Source organism: Okeania sp. SIO3B5, from assembly GCF_010692555.1.
GTDB lineage: Bacteria > Cyanobacteriota > Cyanobacteriia > Cyanobacteriales > Microcoleaceae > Okeania.
In genome coordinates this window covers 40,864-60,007 of sequence record NZ_JAAHHG010000025.1, presented here as the reverse complement: position 1 = coordinate 60,007, position 19,144 = coordinate 40,864, and the positions used below count along the sequence as shown (strand labels likewise).

8 protein-coding genes are annotated in these 19,144 nt (G+C 35.4%); 3 read left to right on the top strand and 5 right to left on the bottom strand.

The features are described from left to right. The first annotated feature begins 1,272 nt into the window (after positions 1 to 1,272). Both F6K54_RS05990 and F6K54_RS05985 read left to right on the top strand, forming a co-directional pair. Entirely contained in the window at positions 1,273 to 5,754 is a 4,482-nt protein-coding gene (locus F6K54_RS05990) for a GAF domain-containing protein (protein WP_293075603.1), read from the top strand. A 224-nt stretch (positions 5,755 to 5,978) separates the two neighbouring features. Further along, entirely contained in the window at positions 5,979 to 7,763 is a 1,785-nt protein-coding gene (locus tag F6K54_RS05985) for a GGDEF domain-containing response regulator (protein ID WP_293075605.1), read from the top strand. A gap of 551 nt (positions 7,764 to 8,314) precedes the next feature. Here F6K54_RS05985 and F6K54_RS05980 read toward each other — a convergent pair. The 4 genes from F6K54_RS05980 to F6K54_RS05965 all read right to left on the bottom strand — a co-directional run bounded on the left by F6K54_RS05980 (position 8,315) and on the right by F6K54_RS05965 (position 15,847). After that, positions 8,315 to 9,526, bottom strand: a complete 1,212-nt coding sequence (locus F6K54_RS05980; protein WP_293075601.1) for a glycosyltransferase — start codon at positions 9,524 to 9,526, stop codon at positions 8,315 to 8,317. Positions 9,527 to 10,959: 1,433 nt separating this feature from the next. Beyond that, positions 10,960 to 12,891: a S9 family peptidase gene (locus F6K54_RS05975; protein WP_293075599.1), complete on the bottom strand. Its 1,932-nt coding sequence runs from the start codon at positions 12,889 to 12,891 to the stop codon at positions 10,960 to 10,962. 1,039 nt (positions 12,892 to 13,930) lie between these two features. Continuing rightward, positions 13,931 to 14,434 (bottom strand): hypothetical protein, encoded by a 504-nt coding sequence (locus tag F6K54_RS05970; RefSeq protein ID WP_293075597.1) that lies wholly within the window; start codon positions 14,432 to 14,434, stop codon positions 13,931 to 13,933. 687 nt (positions 14,435 to 15,121) lie between these two features. Continuing rightward, on the bottom strand, positions 15,122 to 15,847 hold the full coding sequence (locus F6K54_RS05965) for a 4'-phosphopantetheinyl transferase superfamily protein (RefSeq protein ID WP_293075595.1): 726 nt from the start codon (positions 15,845 to 15,847) through the stop codon (positions 15,122 to 15,124). 581 nt (positions 15,848 to 16,428) lie between these two features. Between F6K54_RS05965 and F6K54_RS05960 the strand changes: the two genes are divergently transcribed. After that, complete coding sequence (locus tag F6K54_RS05960; RefSeq protein WP_293075593.1) at positions 16,429 to 17,181, top strand: lipoate--protein ligase family protein; 753 nt, start codon at positions 16,429 to 16,431, stop codon at positions 17,179 to 17,181. 557 nt (positions 17,182 to 17,738) lie between these two features. Here the strand turns inward: F6K54_RS05960 and F6K54_RS05955 are convergent. Further along, positions 17,739 to 18,656 carry a hypothetical protein gene (locus F6K54_RS05955; RefSeq protein ID WP_293075591.1) on the bottom strand — a complete coding sequence of 306 codons (918 nt, stop codon included), beginning with the start codon at positions 18,654 to 18,656 and terminating at the stop codon, positions 17,739 to 17,741. Positions 18,657 to 19,144 lie beyond the last annotated feature (488 nt).

The window sequence follows — 19,144 nt, the reverse complement described above, 5'->3', positions numbered from 1 at the left end:
GGAGGGGCGAGGGGTGGGTTGTCTCCTAGCGGGTGCATCTCATAGCAAGCAAAAATACTTTTTTCCTATATATTCCCAGCTCCGGTGTTCCCAGCTCCGGTGTTCCCAGCTCCGGTGTTCCCAGCTCCGGTGTTCCCTAAAAGCGATAAATTTTTGGCTTTATTCACGCATTGAGATGCACCCCTCCTACCCCTACTAAAAGACTTTGTCAGCAAACCCTAATTATGAAAAATTTATACTAGCAATATCTGTTTTTTCAGCTCTATAATATGAAGTATTATATTAGAATAAAATTTGATTAATTGAAAAAAAAAGTAAAAAAGAGTAATAAGATATTGATTTCTTAATAACTAAATATCTCAAATATCCATCGGGCAATATCACAAGCAAAATCACTTGACAATTATCAATAAGCTAAAGTTAAGTTATAGAAAAATTTGGATGGTTTTTGGAGATATTTATTTCTTTAAAATTCGACCTTCAACTTTAACAATATAATCCCATCTGTTTTAAAGAAGCTATCATTTTTGTGGTCTAAAATTAACTTAATTTTAAAATAAAATATTGTAATATATCCACATAATTAGGGTTTGCTGAAAAAGTATTATGGGTGAGGGTAGGAGTCATATCATGTCCGGTTGAATAATTAGACTTTGGCGGAAAGAAGGCAGGAGGCAACCCACCCCTAACCCCTCCCAGGAGGGGAAGGCAGGAGGCAGAAGGTTTTCTTTCATTGTCACCTTAATTTTATACACGCTCCGATGCTACCGGACATGATATCAACCCACCCCTAGCCCCTCCCAGGAGGGGAACTCAGGAGGAATAGGGAATGAGCGAGGAGGCAGGAGAAAGAGTTATCCCTTGATTTTTCTGCGATAGTCAACCCAAAATCCTAACTTTTTGAGTTCCCTAGAACGAAAACCTTGCACTTTTTCAAGACCCAAAAAGACTAAGACCTTTATCTGTCAATGCTTTTAGATTTAATCAGCAACCCCTAATTAATTACCAATTTTTTTAAATTCTCTTCCCACCCCTGAATTCTGAATATTAATGAATAATACAGATGCTAAGAAATTTGATATGAAAAATAATCGGTCATATCTCTCATGTTTTTAATTCATAATTCTCATGTGTTATAGATAAGTTTATGGCAATATCTCCATTGTGTGATTTATTTAATTGAGTTGATTTAGATATAATTTAAATAGTCAATATTAATAATTCTATTAAAATGTAGATATTGTTGTGTTGATACTGAATCAGTCTTGTATTATGTGGGAAGTATTAATAACTCTATTTTCATCAAACCAATATATGCCTCATGGTCAGTGTTACCTGTGGCAGTCTCATCTTATCTGGTTACACTTTCTCAGCGATCTTTTGATTGGTTTGGCTTACTACTCCATACCAATTACATTAATATACTTTCTCCGCCAGCGAACAGATGTCCCATTTAAACAGATATTTTTCCTGTTTGGAGCTTTTATTATTTCCTGTGGCACAAGTCACCTGATAGAAACTTGGACTCTTTGGCACCCGATATACTGGATATCCGGGCTAATTAAAGCTTTGACTGCTTTAATATCAGTATATACTGCAATTTCCCTAGTACAAATTATTCCTCTAGCGCTGGCCTTACCAAGTCCCGGTCAACTAGAAGCCATTAATCAACAACTAAAAACAGAAATAAGTCAAAGAGTAAAAGCTGAAAATATTCTAAAAAACTTGATTGTTGGTACAGCTTCAGTTACAGGAGAAAAATTCTTTTTTGCTCTAGTTCAACACTTAGCAAAAGCTTTGAATGTTAGGCACGCATTTGTATCAAAATTTCCAGAAGATAGTTCAGAAGAACTCCAAACAGTAGCATTTTTTGCTAAAGGAAACTTAGCAGAAAATATCAAGTATAAAATCGAAGGAACTCCTTGTGAACCTGTTATTACAGAAGCACAACTCAAGTTTTATCCTGACCATGTTCAGAAAATTTTTCCGACAGCATCTGGGTTAGCTGCAATGGAAGCAGTTTGTTATTTGGGAGTACCATTAATTAATGAACAAGAACAAGTAATAGGAGCATTATGTATTAATAATAATCAAACTTTAGACGACCCTGAAAATGCTATAGCCATTATGCGAGTCTTTGCTGCTAGAGCAACAGCCGAATTACAACGTAAAAAAGCTGAAGTTAAGCTCAATCAAGCTTATAATGAGTTAGAGAAAAGAGTTGAATCTGCAACTCAAGACTTGCAACAACGTACTTCGGAATTAGTAAAAATAAACGCTGTTCTAGCAACAGAAATAAATGAAAGAAAAGCGGCAGAATTGGCTTTAAAAAATAGTGAAAAATTTTTAAAACAAACACAATCAGGTTTATTAAAATTAGCAAAAAACCAAAATTTATACGCAGGAAATCTTGGTGCAGCTCTAGCCGAAATAACTAAATTAGGCAGCCATACCCTGAATGTAGAAAGAGCAAGTGTGTGGTTTTATAATGATGATAAATCAGAAATTAAATGTGCTGATTTATATGAAATGAGTTTAGATAAACATAGTCAAGGAATAATTCTTTCTAAAGATAACTATCCTCAATACTTTGAAGCTATAGAAACAGAAAAATTAATCGCTGCTTCAGATGCTCATCAAGACCATAGAACTCAAGAACTCAGTGATTCCTATCTGACTCCATTTTCAATTTATTCAATGTTAGATTCTTCCATTCATCTACAGGGGAAAATTGTCGGAATTATTTGTTTAGAGCAAACTCAAACTAAAAGATCTTGGACTATAGAAGAACAAAATTTTGCTAGTTATATGGCATATATGACAGCTCTAGCAATAGAATCACACGACCGCAAACAAGCAGAAGCAGCATTAAGCTCCAGTCAACGTTTAGTCGAAAAAATCACCCATACCTGTCCAAGTCTTTTGTATATATACGACCTAGTTGAGCAGAAAAATGTCTATACTAATCGTTCAATTCAAGATCTGCTTGGCTATACAGAATCAGAAATTCAAGAAATGGGGGAAAATGTATTAAAAAATCTGATGCACCCCGATGATTTTGCGAGGCTGCCTCAACACCATCAAAAAATTAAGACTGGAGCAGATAGCGATATCTTTGAATTTGAATATCAAATGAGATGTCGCAATGGGAAATGGATATGGCTATTCAGTAGAGAGACCATCTTTAGCAGAACAGAATTAGGAGCAGTAAAACAAATCATTGGTACAGCTACCGATATTACTGGAAGTAAACAAGCAGAAGCTAAACTACAAGCTAGCCAAAAGTTTTTGGAGCGAGTTATTAACTCAGTAGCTGACCCCATATTTGTTAAAGACCGCCAGCACCGTTGGCAAATTGTTAACAATGCTTTTTGTCAGATGATCGGAGCTTCACAAAAAGAGTTGCTTGGTAAATCTGACTACGATTTTTTAGCAAAATCTGAAGCAGATGTTTTTTGGAACAATGATAACCTTGTCTTTGAGAATGGAATAGAACAGGAAAGTGAAGAAAGATTAACAGATACTGCTGGTAAAGTTCATTATGTATCAACAAAAAAAGTTGCCACTACTGATGTTTTTGGTAATCAAGTATTGGTTGGTGTGATCCGAGATATAACGCAACAAAAAAACATTGAGTTAACCCTCCGACAAACAGCAGAGCGAGAGTCTGCTCTAGCTACAGTAATTCAGAAAATGCGCCAGTCTATAGATTTAGAAACAATATTCAACGCTACAACTGAAGCACTACAACAGGTAGTTAAAAGCGATCGCTGCGTTGTGTATCATTTCCGCCCAGACTGGAGTGGGGAATTTGTAGCTGAGTCGGTAGACCAGAAATGGACCTCTGTATTTGCCTTACAAGAGCGTTCCTTAGCATCCAAAGTAGCAGTGGATAAAGATGAATGTGTAGTTAAAACTTTTGCCAGTGTTAATCAGACGGTACAATATGCTGACACTTATCTACAAGATACTCAAGGCGGTGTTTATAGTCAAGGAATAAAATATACATCCGTAGCAGATATTTATAAATCTGGATTTAATTCATGTTACCTAAAATTCTTAGAGCAATTTCAAATCAGAGCTTATATTACCGTTCCCATATTTTCTGGTACTCAATTATGGGGACTATTAGCAATTTACCAAAATACAGGTCCGCGCTCGTGGCAAGAATCAGAAATTAGTCTCGTGGTTCAAATAGGCACTCAGTTAGGAGTAGCTGTCCAGCAAGCAGAACTACTTACTTATACTCAAAGACAAGCAGCAGAATTGAGAGAGGCAAAAGAAATTGCTGATGCAGCAAACCAAGCGAAAAGTGAATTTCTCGCTAATATGAGCCATGAATTACGTACACCTCTAAATGCTATTCTTGGTTTTACTCAACTAATGAGTCGGGATGAAGATTTATCTTTAGAGCGTCAAAAATACTTAGAAATTATTAGTCAGAGTGGAGAACATTTACTAGCATTAATTAATGATATTCTTGAAATGTCAAAAATAGAATCGGGGCGAATAGAACTAAATGTAAATAATTTTAATCTTCACTGTCTATTAGATGGCCTAGAAAAAATGTTACAGTTAAAAGCTCAATTAAAAGGTTTAAAGTTAAAATTTGAGCGTTCTACTGCAATTCCTGAATGGATTAAAACTGATGAAAATAAATTACGTCAAGTATTGATTAATCTCATTGGTAATGCCATAAAGTTCACAAAAAAAGGTGGCATTACGGTTAATATTTCCCTAGTTACTCAAATGAAAAATGAAAAGCTAGAAACAAACTCCTCTGTGGCTCAGATTATTTTTTCCATCACAGATACTGGAAAGGGTATTGCCTCAAATGAACTTGATAAATTATTTAAACCTTTTAGTCAAACCTTAAGTGGTTATGAATCTAAAGAAGGGACAGGTTTGGGTTTAGCAATTAGTCAAAAATTTGTACAATTAATGAAGGGAGAAATAATTATCAATAGTATCGTAGGTCAAGGAAGTACATTTACTTTTGATATTCAAGCAGAAATAGTAGAAGCATCTGTAACAAAAGAAAATCAATATTCAGAAGAAATAATTATTGGTTTAGACTTTGACCAACCTCAATATCGTATTTTAATTGCGGAAGATAGAAATACTAACCGTTTGTTATTAGTCAAATTACTTACATCCATAGGCTTTAATGTTCAAGAAGCTGAGAATGGGGAACAAGCCATAAAAATTTGGCAGAGTTGGCAACCTCATTTAATCTTAATGGATATGCGAATGCCAGTAATGAATGGCTATGAAGCAACTACAAATATCAGAGGTAAATTAAAAGATAGATCGACTAAAATTATTGCTCTTACTGCTAGTGCATTTGAAGAAGATAAACGTTCAATTTTATCAGCAGGATGTGATGATTTTGTGAGAAAACCATTTCGAGAATCAGAATTATTAAGAACTATTGGCAAACATTTAGAAGCAAAATATATATATGCAGCAGAAAAAATTAACAACGAAAATAGTAATCAAAATATAAATCACAATTCCTCAGCAAAAACACTAAATTATTCTGAAATAAGTACCAATCTTTCCAAGATGCCTTTAGAGTGGACTGAACAATTAAACCATTCTGCATCTATGGGTTCTGATGATGAAATTTTCCGATTACTTAAACAAATTCCTGAAGAAAATACAACCCTTACTACAGCCTTAACTGAATTAGTTGAAAACTTTCGATTTGATATAATTATAGATTTAACCAAGCATCTAGAAAGCTCAAAATAATTAAAAAAGCGGTCAGCAGTCAGCAGTCAGCAGTCAGCAGTAAACTTTTAGAAGGGGATGAGCAAGCCCTCCGCGCACCTTCGATGTTTATAGAAACCGGGGATGTTTTACCAGAGCGGCTAAAAGCTGTTAACGAAGTTCCTCTGCAAGAGACTAGCTTAATGCTAAAAACTAATAGGTAGTTAACAATGGAAAATTCAAAACAACAAGATAAAATACTAAATATGAACAAAAATCCAGCAGATATCCTAATTGTTGATGATACACCAGAAAACTTACGCCTTTTATCTCGAATGCTAACAAAGCAAGGGTATAATGTTCGTAAGGCAATTAGTGGACAAATGGCACTGAGGGCGGTAAAAACTGCACCCCCCAATCTCATTTTGCTAGATATTATGATGCCATACGTAGACGGGTATGAAGTTTGTGAACAGTTAAAAAATAATCCTCAGACCTCTGAAATTCCGATCATTTTCCTCAGTGCTCTTGACGATGTAATTGATAAAGTTAAAGCATTTAAAGTAGGAGGGGTAGATTATATTACTAAACCATTTCACCTAGAAGAAGTTTTAATCCGAATTCAAAATCAATTATCACTACAAGCTGCAGAAAAAGAAATTCACCTACTGAATACTCAACTAGAAATAAGAGTGCAAGAGCGTACAAAGCAGCTAGAGGAAGCTAATACTAAATTACTTGAAATGGCGCTTCACGATAGTTTGACAGGATTAGCAAATCGAGTTTTATTCATGGATCGTCTTAAACAAGCTCTTGATAAGACTCAAGCCAATTCAGCATATAAGTTTGCTGTGATGTTTCTAGACTGCGATCGCTTTAAAGTAGTTAATGATTCTCTTGGCCATCTAGTAGGAGATGAATTACTCATAGCAATTTCTGGTCGTTTACAAAAAGTACTTAAGCCAGAAGATACCCTAGCCAGACTAGGAGGAGATGAATTTGGTATTCTACAAATCAATATTCAAGATATAGATCCTGCTGTCAACTTAGCAAATCAAATATTTGAACTTCTATCTTATCCATTTAAGCTGCTCAGACATGAAGTTTTTATTAATGCTAGTATTGGCATTACTTTAGGCAATAGTAACTATGAAAAACCAGAATATTTATTAAGAGATGCAGACACAGCAATGTATCAAGCTAAAGCATCAGGGAAAGCAAGATATCATATCTTCAGTCCAGAAATGCATAGTACTGCTCTCCAACTTTTGCAGTTAGAAACAGATCTACGCCGAGCAATTAATCAACAAGAATTTATAGTTTATTATCAACCAATTGTTGAATTTAATACAGGTAAAATAACAGGTTTTGAAGCACTGGTACGTTGGCATCATCCTCAACGTGGTATAGTTTCACCAGAATTATTTGTTCCGATAGCAGAAGAAACAGGTTTAATTAACCCCCTTGGTAATTTAGTAATGCGGGAGGCGTGTCATCAACTCTACAAATGGCAGCAGCAAAAAATTACCAATTATCCTCTAACAATGAGTATTAATTTATCAGTAAGACAGTTTGCACAACCAAATTTGATTGAACAAGTCGATAAAATTCTGGCAGAAACACAAGTAAATCCTCAACATATTAAATTAGAAATTACAGAAAGTGCTATAATGGAAAATACAAAAACTGCCGATATATTACTCAAACAACTTAGAAAAAGATATATAAAACTATGTATAGATGATTTTGGTACTGGTTATTCTTCACTGAGTTACTTACATTTATTTCCTGTAGATACCCTCAAAATAGACCGGTCTTTTATCTGGTCAATTGATGATAAGTCAACTGATTTAGGACTTGTTCCAGCAATTATTAGTATTGCTAAAACTATGAGAATGAATGTAGTTGCTGAAGGTATAGAAACACCTATACAATTCAAACAACTAAAAGAGTTAGAATGTGATTTTGGTCAAGGATTTTTATTTTCTAAACCTCTAGAAGCAGAACAAATGACTCAATTACTGAAGACAAATCCCCAGTGGCAGTGGTAATATTAAGTCCGGTGGAATTGGAGATCAAAAAATATCCAATCGTCATAACTATGTTCATCAAAGTGATTCTCTCTCCTCCTGACTTCTGATTTCTAAAGACTACTAATCTATAACTATTTAAGCGGATTTGATATAATATCAATTTTTATTGCTCGAAGAAACTGACAATTGTCTGTTCTTCTCGATCTTCATAGCTTCATAAATAACCTCTCCAAACCTATGAATGCTTACGTTTATCCCACATTCCGCACTTCAATTTGTAACATAAAAATTAGTATAAAGTCTGTAGCAAGCTTAAATATTTATACTATATAAATTATCTTCATTTACCTCTATCGAGAGTCAAATTCAAGGGTTAAATATTAAGCATAAACACTTACTGAATCCTTGACTCCTATTGACCACTATAATTTACTTCTTACTTCTTATTTCTTACTTCTTATTTCTTATTTCTTACTTTTGACTTTTGACTTTTGACTTTTGACTTGTTATTTCTTACTTCTTACTTTTGACTTTTGACTTTTGACTTTTGACTTGTTATTTCTTACTTCTTACTTTTGACTTTTGACTTTTGACTTTTGCGGTGAATAAGTTCGCCCTTTCCAATAACCGCCTCGCCCTCGCCAATATCGCCAAGCTGAATTTATAGTAATTAATGTATAAATCGAAGCAACAGTTGGTAAACTCATCGCATAAATTGGTGAAAGTTGGTAAAATCTGACAATAGGTAAGTAGGCTAAAAACATTAATATTTTTCCTAATAAAGCGATCGCTACTATTTCCCACCAACTAAAAATCACTCCTAAAATTATTCCTAATGAAGGAACTAAATAAGTTAATTTCATTCCTATTATTGTGGCAATTAACAGCAGTGGTGAATAATTTAACTGAGTAAAAGCAGTACGAGCAACCATACTCCAAATACTAAATAAATCAGGATAGGAACGTTTACTTCTAGTGTCTGAAGTTAGCCCTAACCAAATCTTTTTATTTGTTGATTTTTGTTTAACTGCTGTAGCTAAAGAACAATCATCTATTAAAGCATTTTTAATAACTTCTATTCCACCAATTTCATCTAAAACTTGGTTACGAATTAATATACAGCCTCCAGCAGCTGCAGCGGTAGAATTTCGTGGATTATTTACCCATCTAAATGGATATAGTTTTTGGAAAAAAAATACAAATGCCGGAATCATTAATTCTTCCGTTAAAGTTTGGCATTGTAGCTTCACCATTAAAGAAACTAAGGCTAAATTATCCTGTTCCGCTTTAATAATAAGTTGACGAATATTTGTGCAGCTATGTTCAATATCTGCATCAGTAAAAAGAAAATAATCTGGGGCTGGAGTTTGTAGCTTGGCATATCTAATTCCTTGATTAATTGCCCATAGTTTTCCACTCCAACCACTAGGTAAGCTTCCTGCTGAAATTACTTCTAGTTTAGTACAGCTATCATTTTGTTGAGCTATAAATTTTGCAACATTAGCTGTATTATCTTTGCTATTGTCGTCCACCAATATAATCTTGAAATTTCCTGGATAATCTTGATTTAATAAGGATTTTAGTGTCGATCTCAATAATTTTGCTTCATTTCTAGCAGGAACAACTGCAGCAATTGATGGCCAACATTGAATCTTTCTAATTTCTGTTTCTGGTATGGGCAATAATTGTTTATCTACCAACCAAAATTTGCCTCTAAAAAGTAATAAGTATATCCATATTATCAGATTTAAAAAGCTTGTTATTAATAAAATTTTGTGCATAAGTTTACCCTGAATTATAAGTTTAAAAATACTTGCAAAATGTTGTATATCGTTAGACGAATAATATTATGTCCAGTTGAACAATTATAAAATAAATAACGACGGAGGAGTCAGGAGGAAAGAAAGAAGAAGAAAAGGAGAAGAAGGAGAAAGTTTTTTCATCACTAATTATGCGTACATGATATAACCTATGACGTAAAACTATTTTAATTAAAGATATGAAATACTTCAATCATTCTAAAGTTATAGCGCTACACATTAAGGTATTTGACGTAAATAGAAATAGAAGCTGAAAGCATTTTGTATTCCTCTGTTGCCTTGCACGTAGCGCTATATACTTTTAAAGTCATACATAGAACAGAGGGCGTAATTTTGAAGTTCCCTCGTGAGATGTAAGACAAACTTGATTTTTTCATGCCACTATATCTACAGCAGTTTTGGAGTTGATCAGGTACAAAATTTTAGGACTTTACAGCGGTTTTCATTTCAGTAGACCACAGTAGGGACGTTGCATGCAACGTCCCTACAGAATTTTGGTTATGGCGATGTGGTTCATCAATTTGAAAAGCGCTGTAAGGAGTAGGAAGTAGAGAAAAAAAGATTAATTTTAGAGCTGTACCTTATTATTCTAAAAAGTGCTTTCATTAATTGATGAACCACATCTTCATAAGCAAAACATTGTAGTAGCGCGTCTAGACTAAGATTGTGAGTAAAACCCAACGCTAAGATCCCCCCCAACCCCCCTTGGAAAGGGGGGAGTGGTGGTCTATATTTTCTAAAATTTACCCACATTTTCAAGCTAGACGTGCTAGTAGGAACGTTCCATGGAACGTCCCTACTGTGGTCTACTCAAATGAAAACTGCTGTAGGTAATACTTGAGTTACAGCCGGAAAGCTGACGCATAGCTCCGCTTTATATGTCGCGGAGCAAAATGCCACTTCAAGTATAAACGTTAGCGAAGCTTTCGCTAACGCTTATTGGTTGTAGCATTTTTTGGTCTCAAAAAGTGTCAACTTTTCGGTGGAAAGAGCGGCAAAAAGCTAGTATTTTGGGATGATTATGGCAGAAAAATCAAGGGACAATTTTTCTGACTACCTCCTCATTAATTCCCATTTCTCTTGACTCCTAACTCCTGACTCCTACCCCTACTAAAAAAACTTTATTTAGTAAACCCTAATTAGGGTTTGCTGAAAAAGTCTTTTTTAAGGAGTAGGGGACCCACCCCTCGCCCCTCCCCCTCCCAGGAGGGGAAAAGGGGAGTAGGGGAGTAGGGGAGTATTTTTTTTGCCGAACTATGCGCCCAAAATCCTAACTTTTTGAGCATAACAGAGCTGAAAACCACATACTTTTTCAAGATCTAAAAAGGCTAAAACCTTTATATGTAAAAGCTTTGATATTTATTCAGCAAGCCCTAATTATTAATTATTAATTATTAATTATTAATTATTTCTATCTCCTCTAAATTTTCAGCAGGTGTAAATCCAAATACACGGGAGTAAAAATAAAATTCCCCATCTAAAGCCCGTTTAATATTCTCTGAACGACGAAACCCATGCTGTTCTTCTGGAAAGGCAACATAAGCCACTGGTATTCCTTTTTGCTTTAAAGCTTCTAACATTGTTTCTGCTTGATTTGGTGGCACAATTTTATCTTCTAAACCTTGGAAAAAAATTACAGGACAAGACAAAAGCTCAGTAAAATTAATAGGCGATCGCTGTTTGTATATATCTTTGGTTTCAGGATAAGGCCCAATCAATCCATCTAAATAACGAGATTCAAATTTATGAGTATCTGTAGCTAAAGCCTCTAGATCGCTAACTCCATAATAACTAGCACCAGCCTTAAAAACATCCTTAAAAGTTAACGCGCATAAAGTAGTATAACCTCCTGCACTACCACCAGAAATAGCCATACGATTACTATCAACTAAACCCTTTTTAGCTAAATATTGAGCGCCATTAACACAGTCATCAACATCAACAATTCCCCAGTTATCTTTTAGTCTTTGCTGATACTCTCGTCCATAGCCAGTACTGCCTCCATAATTAACATCAAGTAGAGCAAAACCACGACTTGTCCAATATTGAATTTTTAAGCTTAAACTACTAGAAGTTGCTGCCGTAGGGCCACCATGACTTTTGACTAAAAGAGGTGGTTTTTCTGATGTTATTTCTGTGTAATCTTGATTAGTTGGTAGGTAAAATAAACCATAAGCAGTATTCCCATTTTCAGTAGGAAATTCTATTGATTGAGGAATAGATAAATAACCTGAATTAATCTCTAAATCTGTAGAACGTTTTAAGATATCAATAGCACCTGTAGATAGATTTATATTGACAATTTCAGTGTTTTTTGTCGGAGAACTTCCCAGAAAATAAACTCGCTCTCCTTTGGCTTTCAAAGAACCCATAGAAGTATAGGGTATTTCTATTTCCTGTAGATGTTTTTTCGTAGTATTAAGAGTTGCTAAATGCCAAGTTCCATTTTGAGTAAAAGTGCAAATAATTTTGTTTGCTGCTGTAAAACCATAAGTAGACATTCCAAATACCCATTGTGGCATTCCAAACTCTGCATTTAAAGGATATAATGGCTCTATATTTACCATTTCAGTTCCTGAAACCCGATAAATATTCCACCATTTAGAGCGATCGCTAACAAAATATAAGATTCCTTCTGGCGACCATTCTGGTTGAAAAATTGATTCTTCTTTGCCACCTGCAACTAATTGAGTTTCACCTAATAAACCATTTGCATTAATCTTAGCTACCCATAACTCAGTACCATCCCAAGGCATATTAGGATGATTCCAACTTATCCAACAAAGTCGCTCGCCATCTGGGCTCAGACGTGGCGAGGCATAAAAATCATTACCCTCGACTAATATCTGAATATCTGCCTCATTTTTGATATTGATGCTAACTATCCTATTTATAGCTTCTCCACCTTTGGTATGATCTTCCTGAATACAAATTAGGCGATCGCGCTGTTTATCCATCACAGCATCAGCATAACGGCAGTTTGCATCTGGAGTTAAAGGTTGAGGAGCTGTATCTGGGGTTTGGCAGTAGAGACGTTGGTCAGCAAAATTAGAAAAATAAATCGTGCCATCTGTCACCAAAAACGCACCACCTCCGTATTCATGGACTCTGGTACGGACATTAAAAGGTGAGGGAGTTATGTCAGTTGTCTGTCCATCTGGAGTGTGACGGACAATTACATTCCGTCCACCTTCTGAGGGTCGTCCTTCAATCCAGTAAACATCGTCACCATCAATGGCAAGACTGCTAAGTCCAATTGTCCCTGCCACAATCAAATCAGCAGTGATGGGAGATTTCCAAGAGCCATAAGGTGCTATTTCTTTCATAGGTTTAAAATTAAAATTATAGATTACAGAGTAATATTTACTATTAATTATGTCATTTTCAGTGACTCAGCCCTAAATATTCAGTTTCATTCAATATAGGGCAATATAGTTTTGACTTAACTACTGCCACTCAACCTACAATGTTAATACAACCGAATCAGATAAACTAGAAAAAAGAGGAGGTAGAATTCTGAATTCTGAATTCAGAATTCTGAATCCTGAATTCTGAATTCAGAAGGGAAGAGAACTCAGAATTCTTTCTGCTTTGGGTAAAGATGGAATATTTTTTTATACCGAATTAAACGGATTTGATATGATGTACAAGATTAATATTGACTACTCCCCGCAGCTGTTGCCGAGGGGATTCTAAGCAGATACTGCGCAACAGGATAAATCCGTGTTGCTCCGTTTCTTCTTAGCTGACCAAAGATACACTCTCTGGGGGCAAGTCAAAGTGCCCCTACACAGTCGGCTTAAGTTTAACCCTAGCTTTCTGCTTACTTTTGCAATTATATTTGCAGCTCCATTACAGTCTGCATTAATTAACCAATTATTACGTGCTTTATACAAACCACGCTTTATTCTTTTCGGTGATGGTTTCCAATCATCGGGTTTTTCACCATAAATAGGCAGATAGTCACCATCTAAAAACGAAGCAATACTTGTATAACAATCTTTCTGTTTCTATAAATATAATTCCATACTCATCACATAATTGAGCTATTCTTTCTTTGAGTCTAGCTGTAGGAATTGGTACAAATTCTGAATTACTTTTTTTTCCTAATTCTATTTGATTTTTCTGACCTTTATTCCAACCAAATACTATTGTACCAATAGAATTTTTGTGCGCAATGGTTAATTACTATTCTGGCTGCTTTGTTAATACCCAAATCGGATTTGGCGGTTACGTTTTTCTGTAATAGAAGCTAGCCTATTTGACCAAAATCCAGTCGGTTTATTTTCCTTAATAGTTGATACCTGTTTGTTGTACCAACCCACCCCTATCCCCTCCCGGGAGGGGAACCAAAGGGGTGGGTGTTTACCATCTATAACCCGCGCTTGTACCCACATTCGATACACAGGTCAACCAATTATTTACACCATGGTCAATTCCTAATACATTGTCTTGATTTAATTGAGGTTTAACTACTACTTCTTTTTCATAGACAAATTCATAGTAAAAACATCTATTTCTCGGTAATATTCTCAGTTCTTTAAGAGAAGCAAAATTTAGATTACTCGGCTTATGAATATAAAAGCAATCTAGACCAAACCAACGCTTACAAGTATTACCTAGTGGTACTCTAATTTGATTACTTTTAAGCTTTAATGCTTGAAAAGGGTAACTAACTGTAGCCATTCCCCCTTTTTTTCTATAGTTAGGAATCATTGGTCTTTCTGAGATTTTTCCTTCACTATAGGCAATTATAAGACCATAATAAGACCTAAATGATTCAGCTACAGTTCTCAATATTTGTTGTGCTGAAGAGCGAATATAAAACTTTATAGTGGTTGTTCTTTTTGTAGACCTTTTCCAAGTCATATTTACCTAGAGTTTTGTGAGACTTAAAATATAATTGTCTGCCATAATATATTCCCATGTTAGTGAGCTTGTGAGACTGTTCACATAAGAATGTTAAAATAGCAATTAATTCAGGATTTTTACCTACTAAAACTTGCTGACAACAGTACATTTGAAACGAGGGTTGGATGGCTTACCCCTGAGTAATAATAGCATAGGACCACTTTAGTTGTCTAGTATAAACAACTCGGTTCTTTTCATCCCCGGTTCAAACACGGGGGCCTTCAATGTGGCTTTTTGGTCAAATAAAATACCGAAGATTAAAATCCGACTCCTCGCCTTTCATCCATCGCTTAAAAGACGATGGCTTTCATGCTCCCGTGTTATTTAGGTAAAAATATTGTAGTGCGAGCATCTTGCCCGCGATTGGTGTACCTCATAGAGTCGCAAAATGCTGTAATTAGGGGTTGCTGAAAAAGTCTTATGGGTGAGGGTAGGAGACAGGAGACAGGAGACAGGAGACAGGAGAAATAGGAATTTAGATGAGGTAGGAGTAAGAATTGTAAGAATGATTTTTCTGCCCAACTATGCGCCTAAAATACTAACTTTTTGAGTGTTTTAGACTGAAACAGGCGCACTGCAATTCGACTATAAAAAAGCTAAAACCTTGATCTGTAAATGCTTTTAGATTTAATCAGCAAGCCCTAATTAAACTATTTGCCAAAAACTCAAGTTTTGATTTGTCCCTGCCACTACTACAGCACCAATATAATTAGATTCAGGAATAAACTGATATAAATACCAACGGGAAGCTTCTTGAAAATCTCCATTAATACTCATAAACTGTACTGGTTGTTCGGGTTTTAAACAAACTTCTACTTTTTCCAACCCCCCTGCTAACCCATCTCCAGTAGCTTTTAAATAGGCTTCTTTACAAGTCCATATTTTGAAAAAAGTTTCTTGCTGTTGTTGAGGAGGAAGCTGACTAATAAGGTTGTATTCTTGAACAGTAAAGAAACGTTTTGCCAAACCTTCAGCATCACTCATTGGGCGAATATATTCTAAGTCAATACCAATTGAATTAACTGTGGTAATAGCATATAAAGCTAAATCTTGAGAGTGAGATAAATTAAATAATATAGATGTATCTGGTAAATAGGGTTTGCCTCGTTCGCTATAAGTAAATTGTAAATTTTTAGGTTCAATATTTAAGTAATTGCTAAGGATTTTTCTGAGTGTTCCTCTGGCAATAATAAAACGATTTTTATCTCGTTCAAAATAAAATTTGTTGGCTCTATCTATCTCGTCTGAGGATAATATTTTTGATAATTTATCAATGGCAGATAGAGGTAATTTTAGATTTGTATTCCAAATATGAACATGATTTGGTAATAATTCTAATTTTTGACCTAGAGGTAGAGGTGAAAAAAACATTGATTACAGGTTGATCGGATATTTGACTTGAGATATGGAAGGTTTCTAGAGGATTTTTATGGGTTACAAAAATATTTTACAGCAGTTTTGGAGTTGATGAGGTACAAAATTTTAGGACTTTAGGGAGTAGAGAAAAACTGTATCTCACGCTTCCTAAAAAGTGCTTTCAATAATGGATAATGGATAATGGATAATTGATAATTGATAATTACCTCTCCCTAAAAGGAAGAGGATTGAATAAAAGGAAAATATTTTCTTGTTTCTCCTTTAAAGGAGAGGCTTTAAACCTTAATTATTCGGTAATATCATGTCCGGATAATCAGTGATAAAAAAACCTTTTCCCTTCTAACCTTTTCTTTCCTCACAGGAGTGCGCATTCCCTTGCGTCTGACGCCGACGCGGGTTCGCACCGCTTCTGCCTCCTGCCTCCAGCTCCCGCTGCCTTACCTCCTCCAAAGTGTAACTATTCAACCGGACATGATATAAGACGATGAGTATATAGCAATTCTATTTTAGTTCCTCTTATTTATAAAAAGAGGTAATTCTTAATTCTAAATTCTTAATTCTAAATTCTTGAAATCATGTTTTGGCGACTTATTCCTTTACTAACAACAACCGGAAAGTTACAAATGGCAATAGATGAATGGTTGCTACACCAACATCTCCAAGGAAATATTCCACCAACTCTCCGCTTTTATACCTGGCAACCTGTAGCCATTTCTTTAGGTTATCATCAACGACGTTATCCTGAATATTGGCAAAACCTGACTTGGCAAGGCCAACCGATAGATATTGTCCGTCGTCCTACTGGTGGGAGAGCGGTTTTGCATCAGGGAGATTTAACTTATAGTGTAATAACTTCTGGTTTTCCTGGCAGTCGCATTGAGTCTTATCAGGCTATTTGTGAATTTTTAATACTGGGGTGGCGATCGCTTGGTGTTGACTTAGTTTATGGTAATGCAGGAAGAGGTTATATCCACAACCCTAACTGTTTTGGCACTTCTACTGGTGCAGATTTAATATTACCCAATGGTGGAAAATTAATCGGTAGTGCCCAATTGAGAAAAGGTAAGGGAATATTACAACATGGTTCTATGATTTTAACACCTGATGTTGAACTTTTTAGTTATGTTTTTAACTCTCAACCTTCTCCCGGAGTTTCTGATATTTTTACATCTATTTTCTCTCCTGCCGATAGGAGAGAAGTTATGATTAATCAGATTATTGAAGCATTAGTTAGAGCAGCTATGGTATGTTTTAAAATTCAGCTAATTACAGAACCTTTATCTGAGAAAGAATGGATAGAAATCAAAAGTTTTTATGATGGTAGTTGATGCTAATTTTGTTAATTTTTTCTGAGTTTATATATTTAAGTTCTTCCGATAAACTACAGCACTTTGTGACTCTATGAGGTACACCCTGAAGCGGGCAAGATGCCCGCACTACAATGTTTTCACCATTTATCCTGTACATCATTTGCCCAAAATATGCTGTATTTCCCCCTACTCCCTACTATATTAATTAGGGTTTGCTGAATAAAGCTAAAAGTCAGGATAGCTAGGTTCAACAATGAATAATGAATAATTAATAATGAATAATTACCTCTCCTTGAAAAGAAGAGGATTGACAAATTCATGAAAATTTTTCTTTATTATCCCCTTAAAAGGGGAGGCTTTAAACCACAATTTTTCGGTAATGGAGCTTTTTATATTCAGTTGATATCCTACGTTTATGGCTCTTATTTGTCTCAAAATACTGACATTTTCTGCTGAAAGAAAATTTCTTCACATAAAATGGCCGAAACCGTTGCCTGTTCTCCCACAAATCGACCCGTCCCCGCGTCTCCGCGTCCCCGTGTCTTACCCCCACCAACCAATTTTTTCAGCAGACCCTAATTACTCGGTTTCTGCAATATATTCCAATCTGTTCTCATTAGAAAATCCCAATCTCGTAGTGCTTCTCGTGACCATAACCAGTTTTGTCTAAGCTGGGGAATATGATATTCTATTGCAGCTTCTTTCATTACTTTTGTCCGATATTGTAAAGCTCTCAACCAGCGTTCTCTTTGCTCATTTCCTTGATGAGTTTGAGCAGATTTCATCATTACTAACCCAATACCTGCATAGGCATTAATAGCATCTTTTTGTTCAACTTCTGGAGTTGGCAAAGCTTCGGTTGAAATATTACGCAGTATTTGTGCGTCTGGTGCAATTTCTCCTGATAATTTTAAGACTTTTAACCAAGAATCATAAGCTTTTCTCAGGTCTCCTTTAGTATAGTAAGCAAAACCTATAGCATTCTGATATGGAATAGAATCAGGGAGTTTAGCGACTGCTTTTTCCCAGTAATATATAGCTTCATCTACAGTATAGTTTCTATTTCCATATTGCGCCCATTCCCAAACTAATCGACCTTGTAAAAAAAGTATATCTGGGTCAATATTTTGCTCATTGCCACCTGTTTTTAACACAATATTAAGTGCTTCTTTTGCCTCTCTAAAAGCACCTCGATTCAATAAAGATTCTACAGCTTTTTTTCCGGCTTGAATATCACTTTTACTAAATTGTTCAATAGCTAATTTTTTGTCTGCTTCTATAGTATTAGCACTATAATTAATTGGTTGTTCTTTATTATATCTTGCCAGGTTAATTGGATCAGGAGTTATAGATATAGTTTTTGAAGAAAATATTGGTCGATTTTGAAATAACCAAACACCACCTAGAGTTAATAAAACAGCAATTAGATGTGTGACTATTCTACCGGGAACTGAGTTAAAAAAAATAATAGTGTTTTCAGATTTTTGTGTCATTTTAATATCTTTTATAATTATCAACTTTTGGTGCAGGAGTTAAAAGAGAGGTAAACATTCAGCTATGAGGAGTCAGCTAGCCTCCTCCGGAGGAACTACGTTAACAGCAATTAGTAATTATTCATTACTTCTCAGGTTTAGGAAGGAGACTTTCACAGTAACTTTTATTATGTCTCAATTTCTCAATTATTTTTACCTTCCCCAAAATTAATAGCTGTTAACGCAGTTCCTCCCATAGGAGGCTAGCTAATAGCTGATGGCTGAATGCTTACAAAGAGAGTAGAAAATAAAAATTTGAATTTTCCCCTTCTCCTAATACGATGTCCGGTTGAATAGTTATAAATAACGAGAGAGGACTCAGGAGATCCCCCCTAACCCCCGTTTAACAAAAAGCGCAGCATCCTCTGGCTTCCCCCTTCCCAAGGGGGACGGGAGGGGGATTAAGGGGGGAACTGGAAGTCCCCCTTTTTAAGGCAGGGCTGTTTCAA

Bases quoted from the DNA above. Each gene is read 5' to 3' on its own strand.
- F6K54_RS05990 (WP_293075603.1), top strand. From the start codon at position 1,273: ATGTGGGAAGTATTAATAACTCTATTTTCATCAAACCAATATATGCCT.
- F6K54_RS05985 (WP_293075605.1), top strand. From the start codon at position 5,979: ATGAACAAAAATCCAGCAGATATCCTAATTGTTGATGATACACCAGAA.
- F6K54_RS05980 (WP_293075601.1), bottom strand. From the start codon at position 9,526: ATGCACAAAATTTTATTAATAACAAGCTTTTTAAATCTGATAATATGG.
- F6K54_RS05975 (WP_293075599.1), bottom strand. From the start codon at position 12,891: ATGAAAGAAATAGCACCTTATGGCTCTTGGAAATCTCCCATCACTGCT.
- F6K54_RS05970 (WP_293075597.1), bottom strand. From the start codon at position 14,434: ATGACTTGGAAAAGGTCTACAAAAAGAACAACCACTATAAAGTTTTAT.
- F6K54_RS05965 (WP_293075595.1), bottom strand. From the start codon at position 15,847: ATGTTTTTTTCACCTCTACCTCTAGGTCAAAAATTAGAATTATTACCA.
- F6K54_RS05960 (WP_293075593.1), top strand. From the start codon at position 16,429: ATGTTTTGGCGACTTATTCCTTTACTAACAACAACCGGAAAGTTACAA.
- F6K54_RS05955 (WP_293075591.1), bottom strand. From the start codon at position 18,656: ATGACACAAAAATCTGAAAACACTATTATTTTTTTTAACTCAGTTCCC.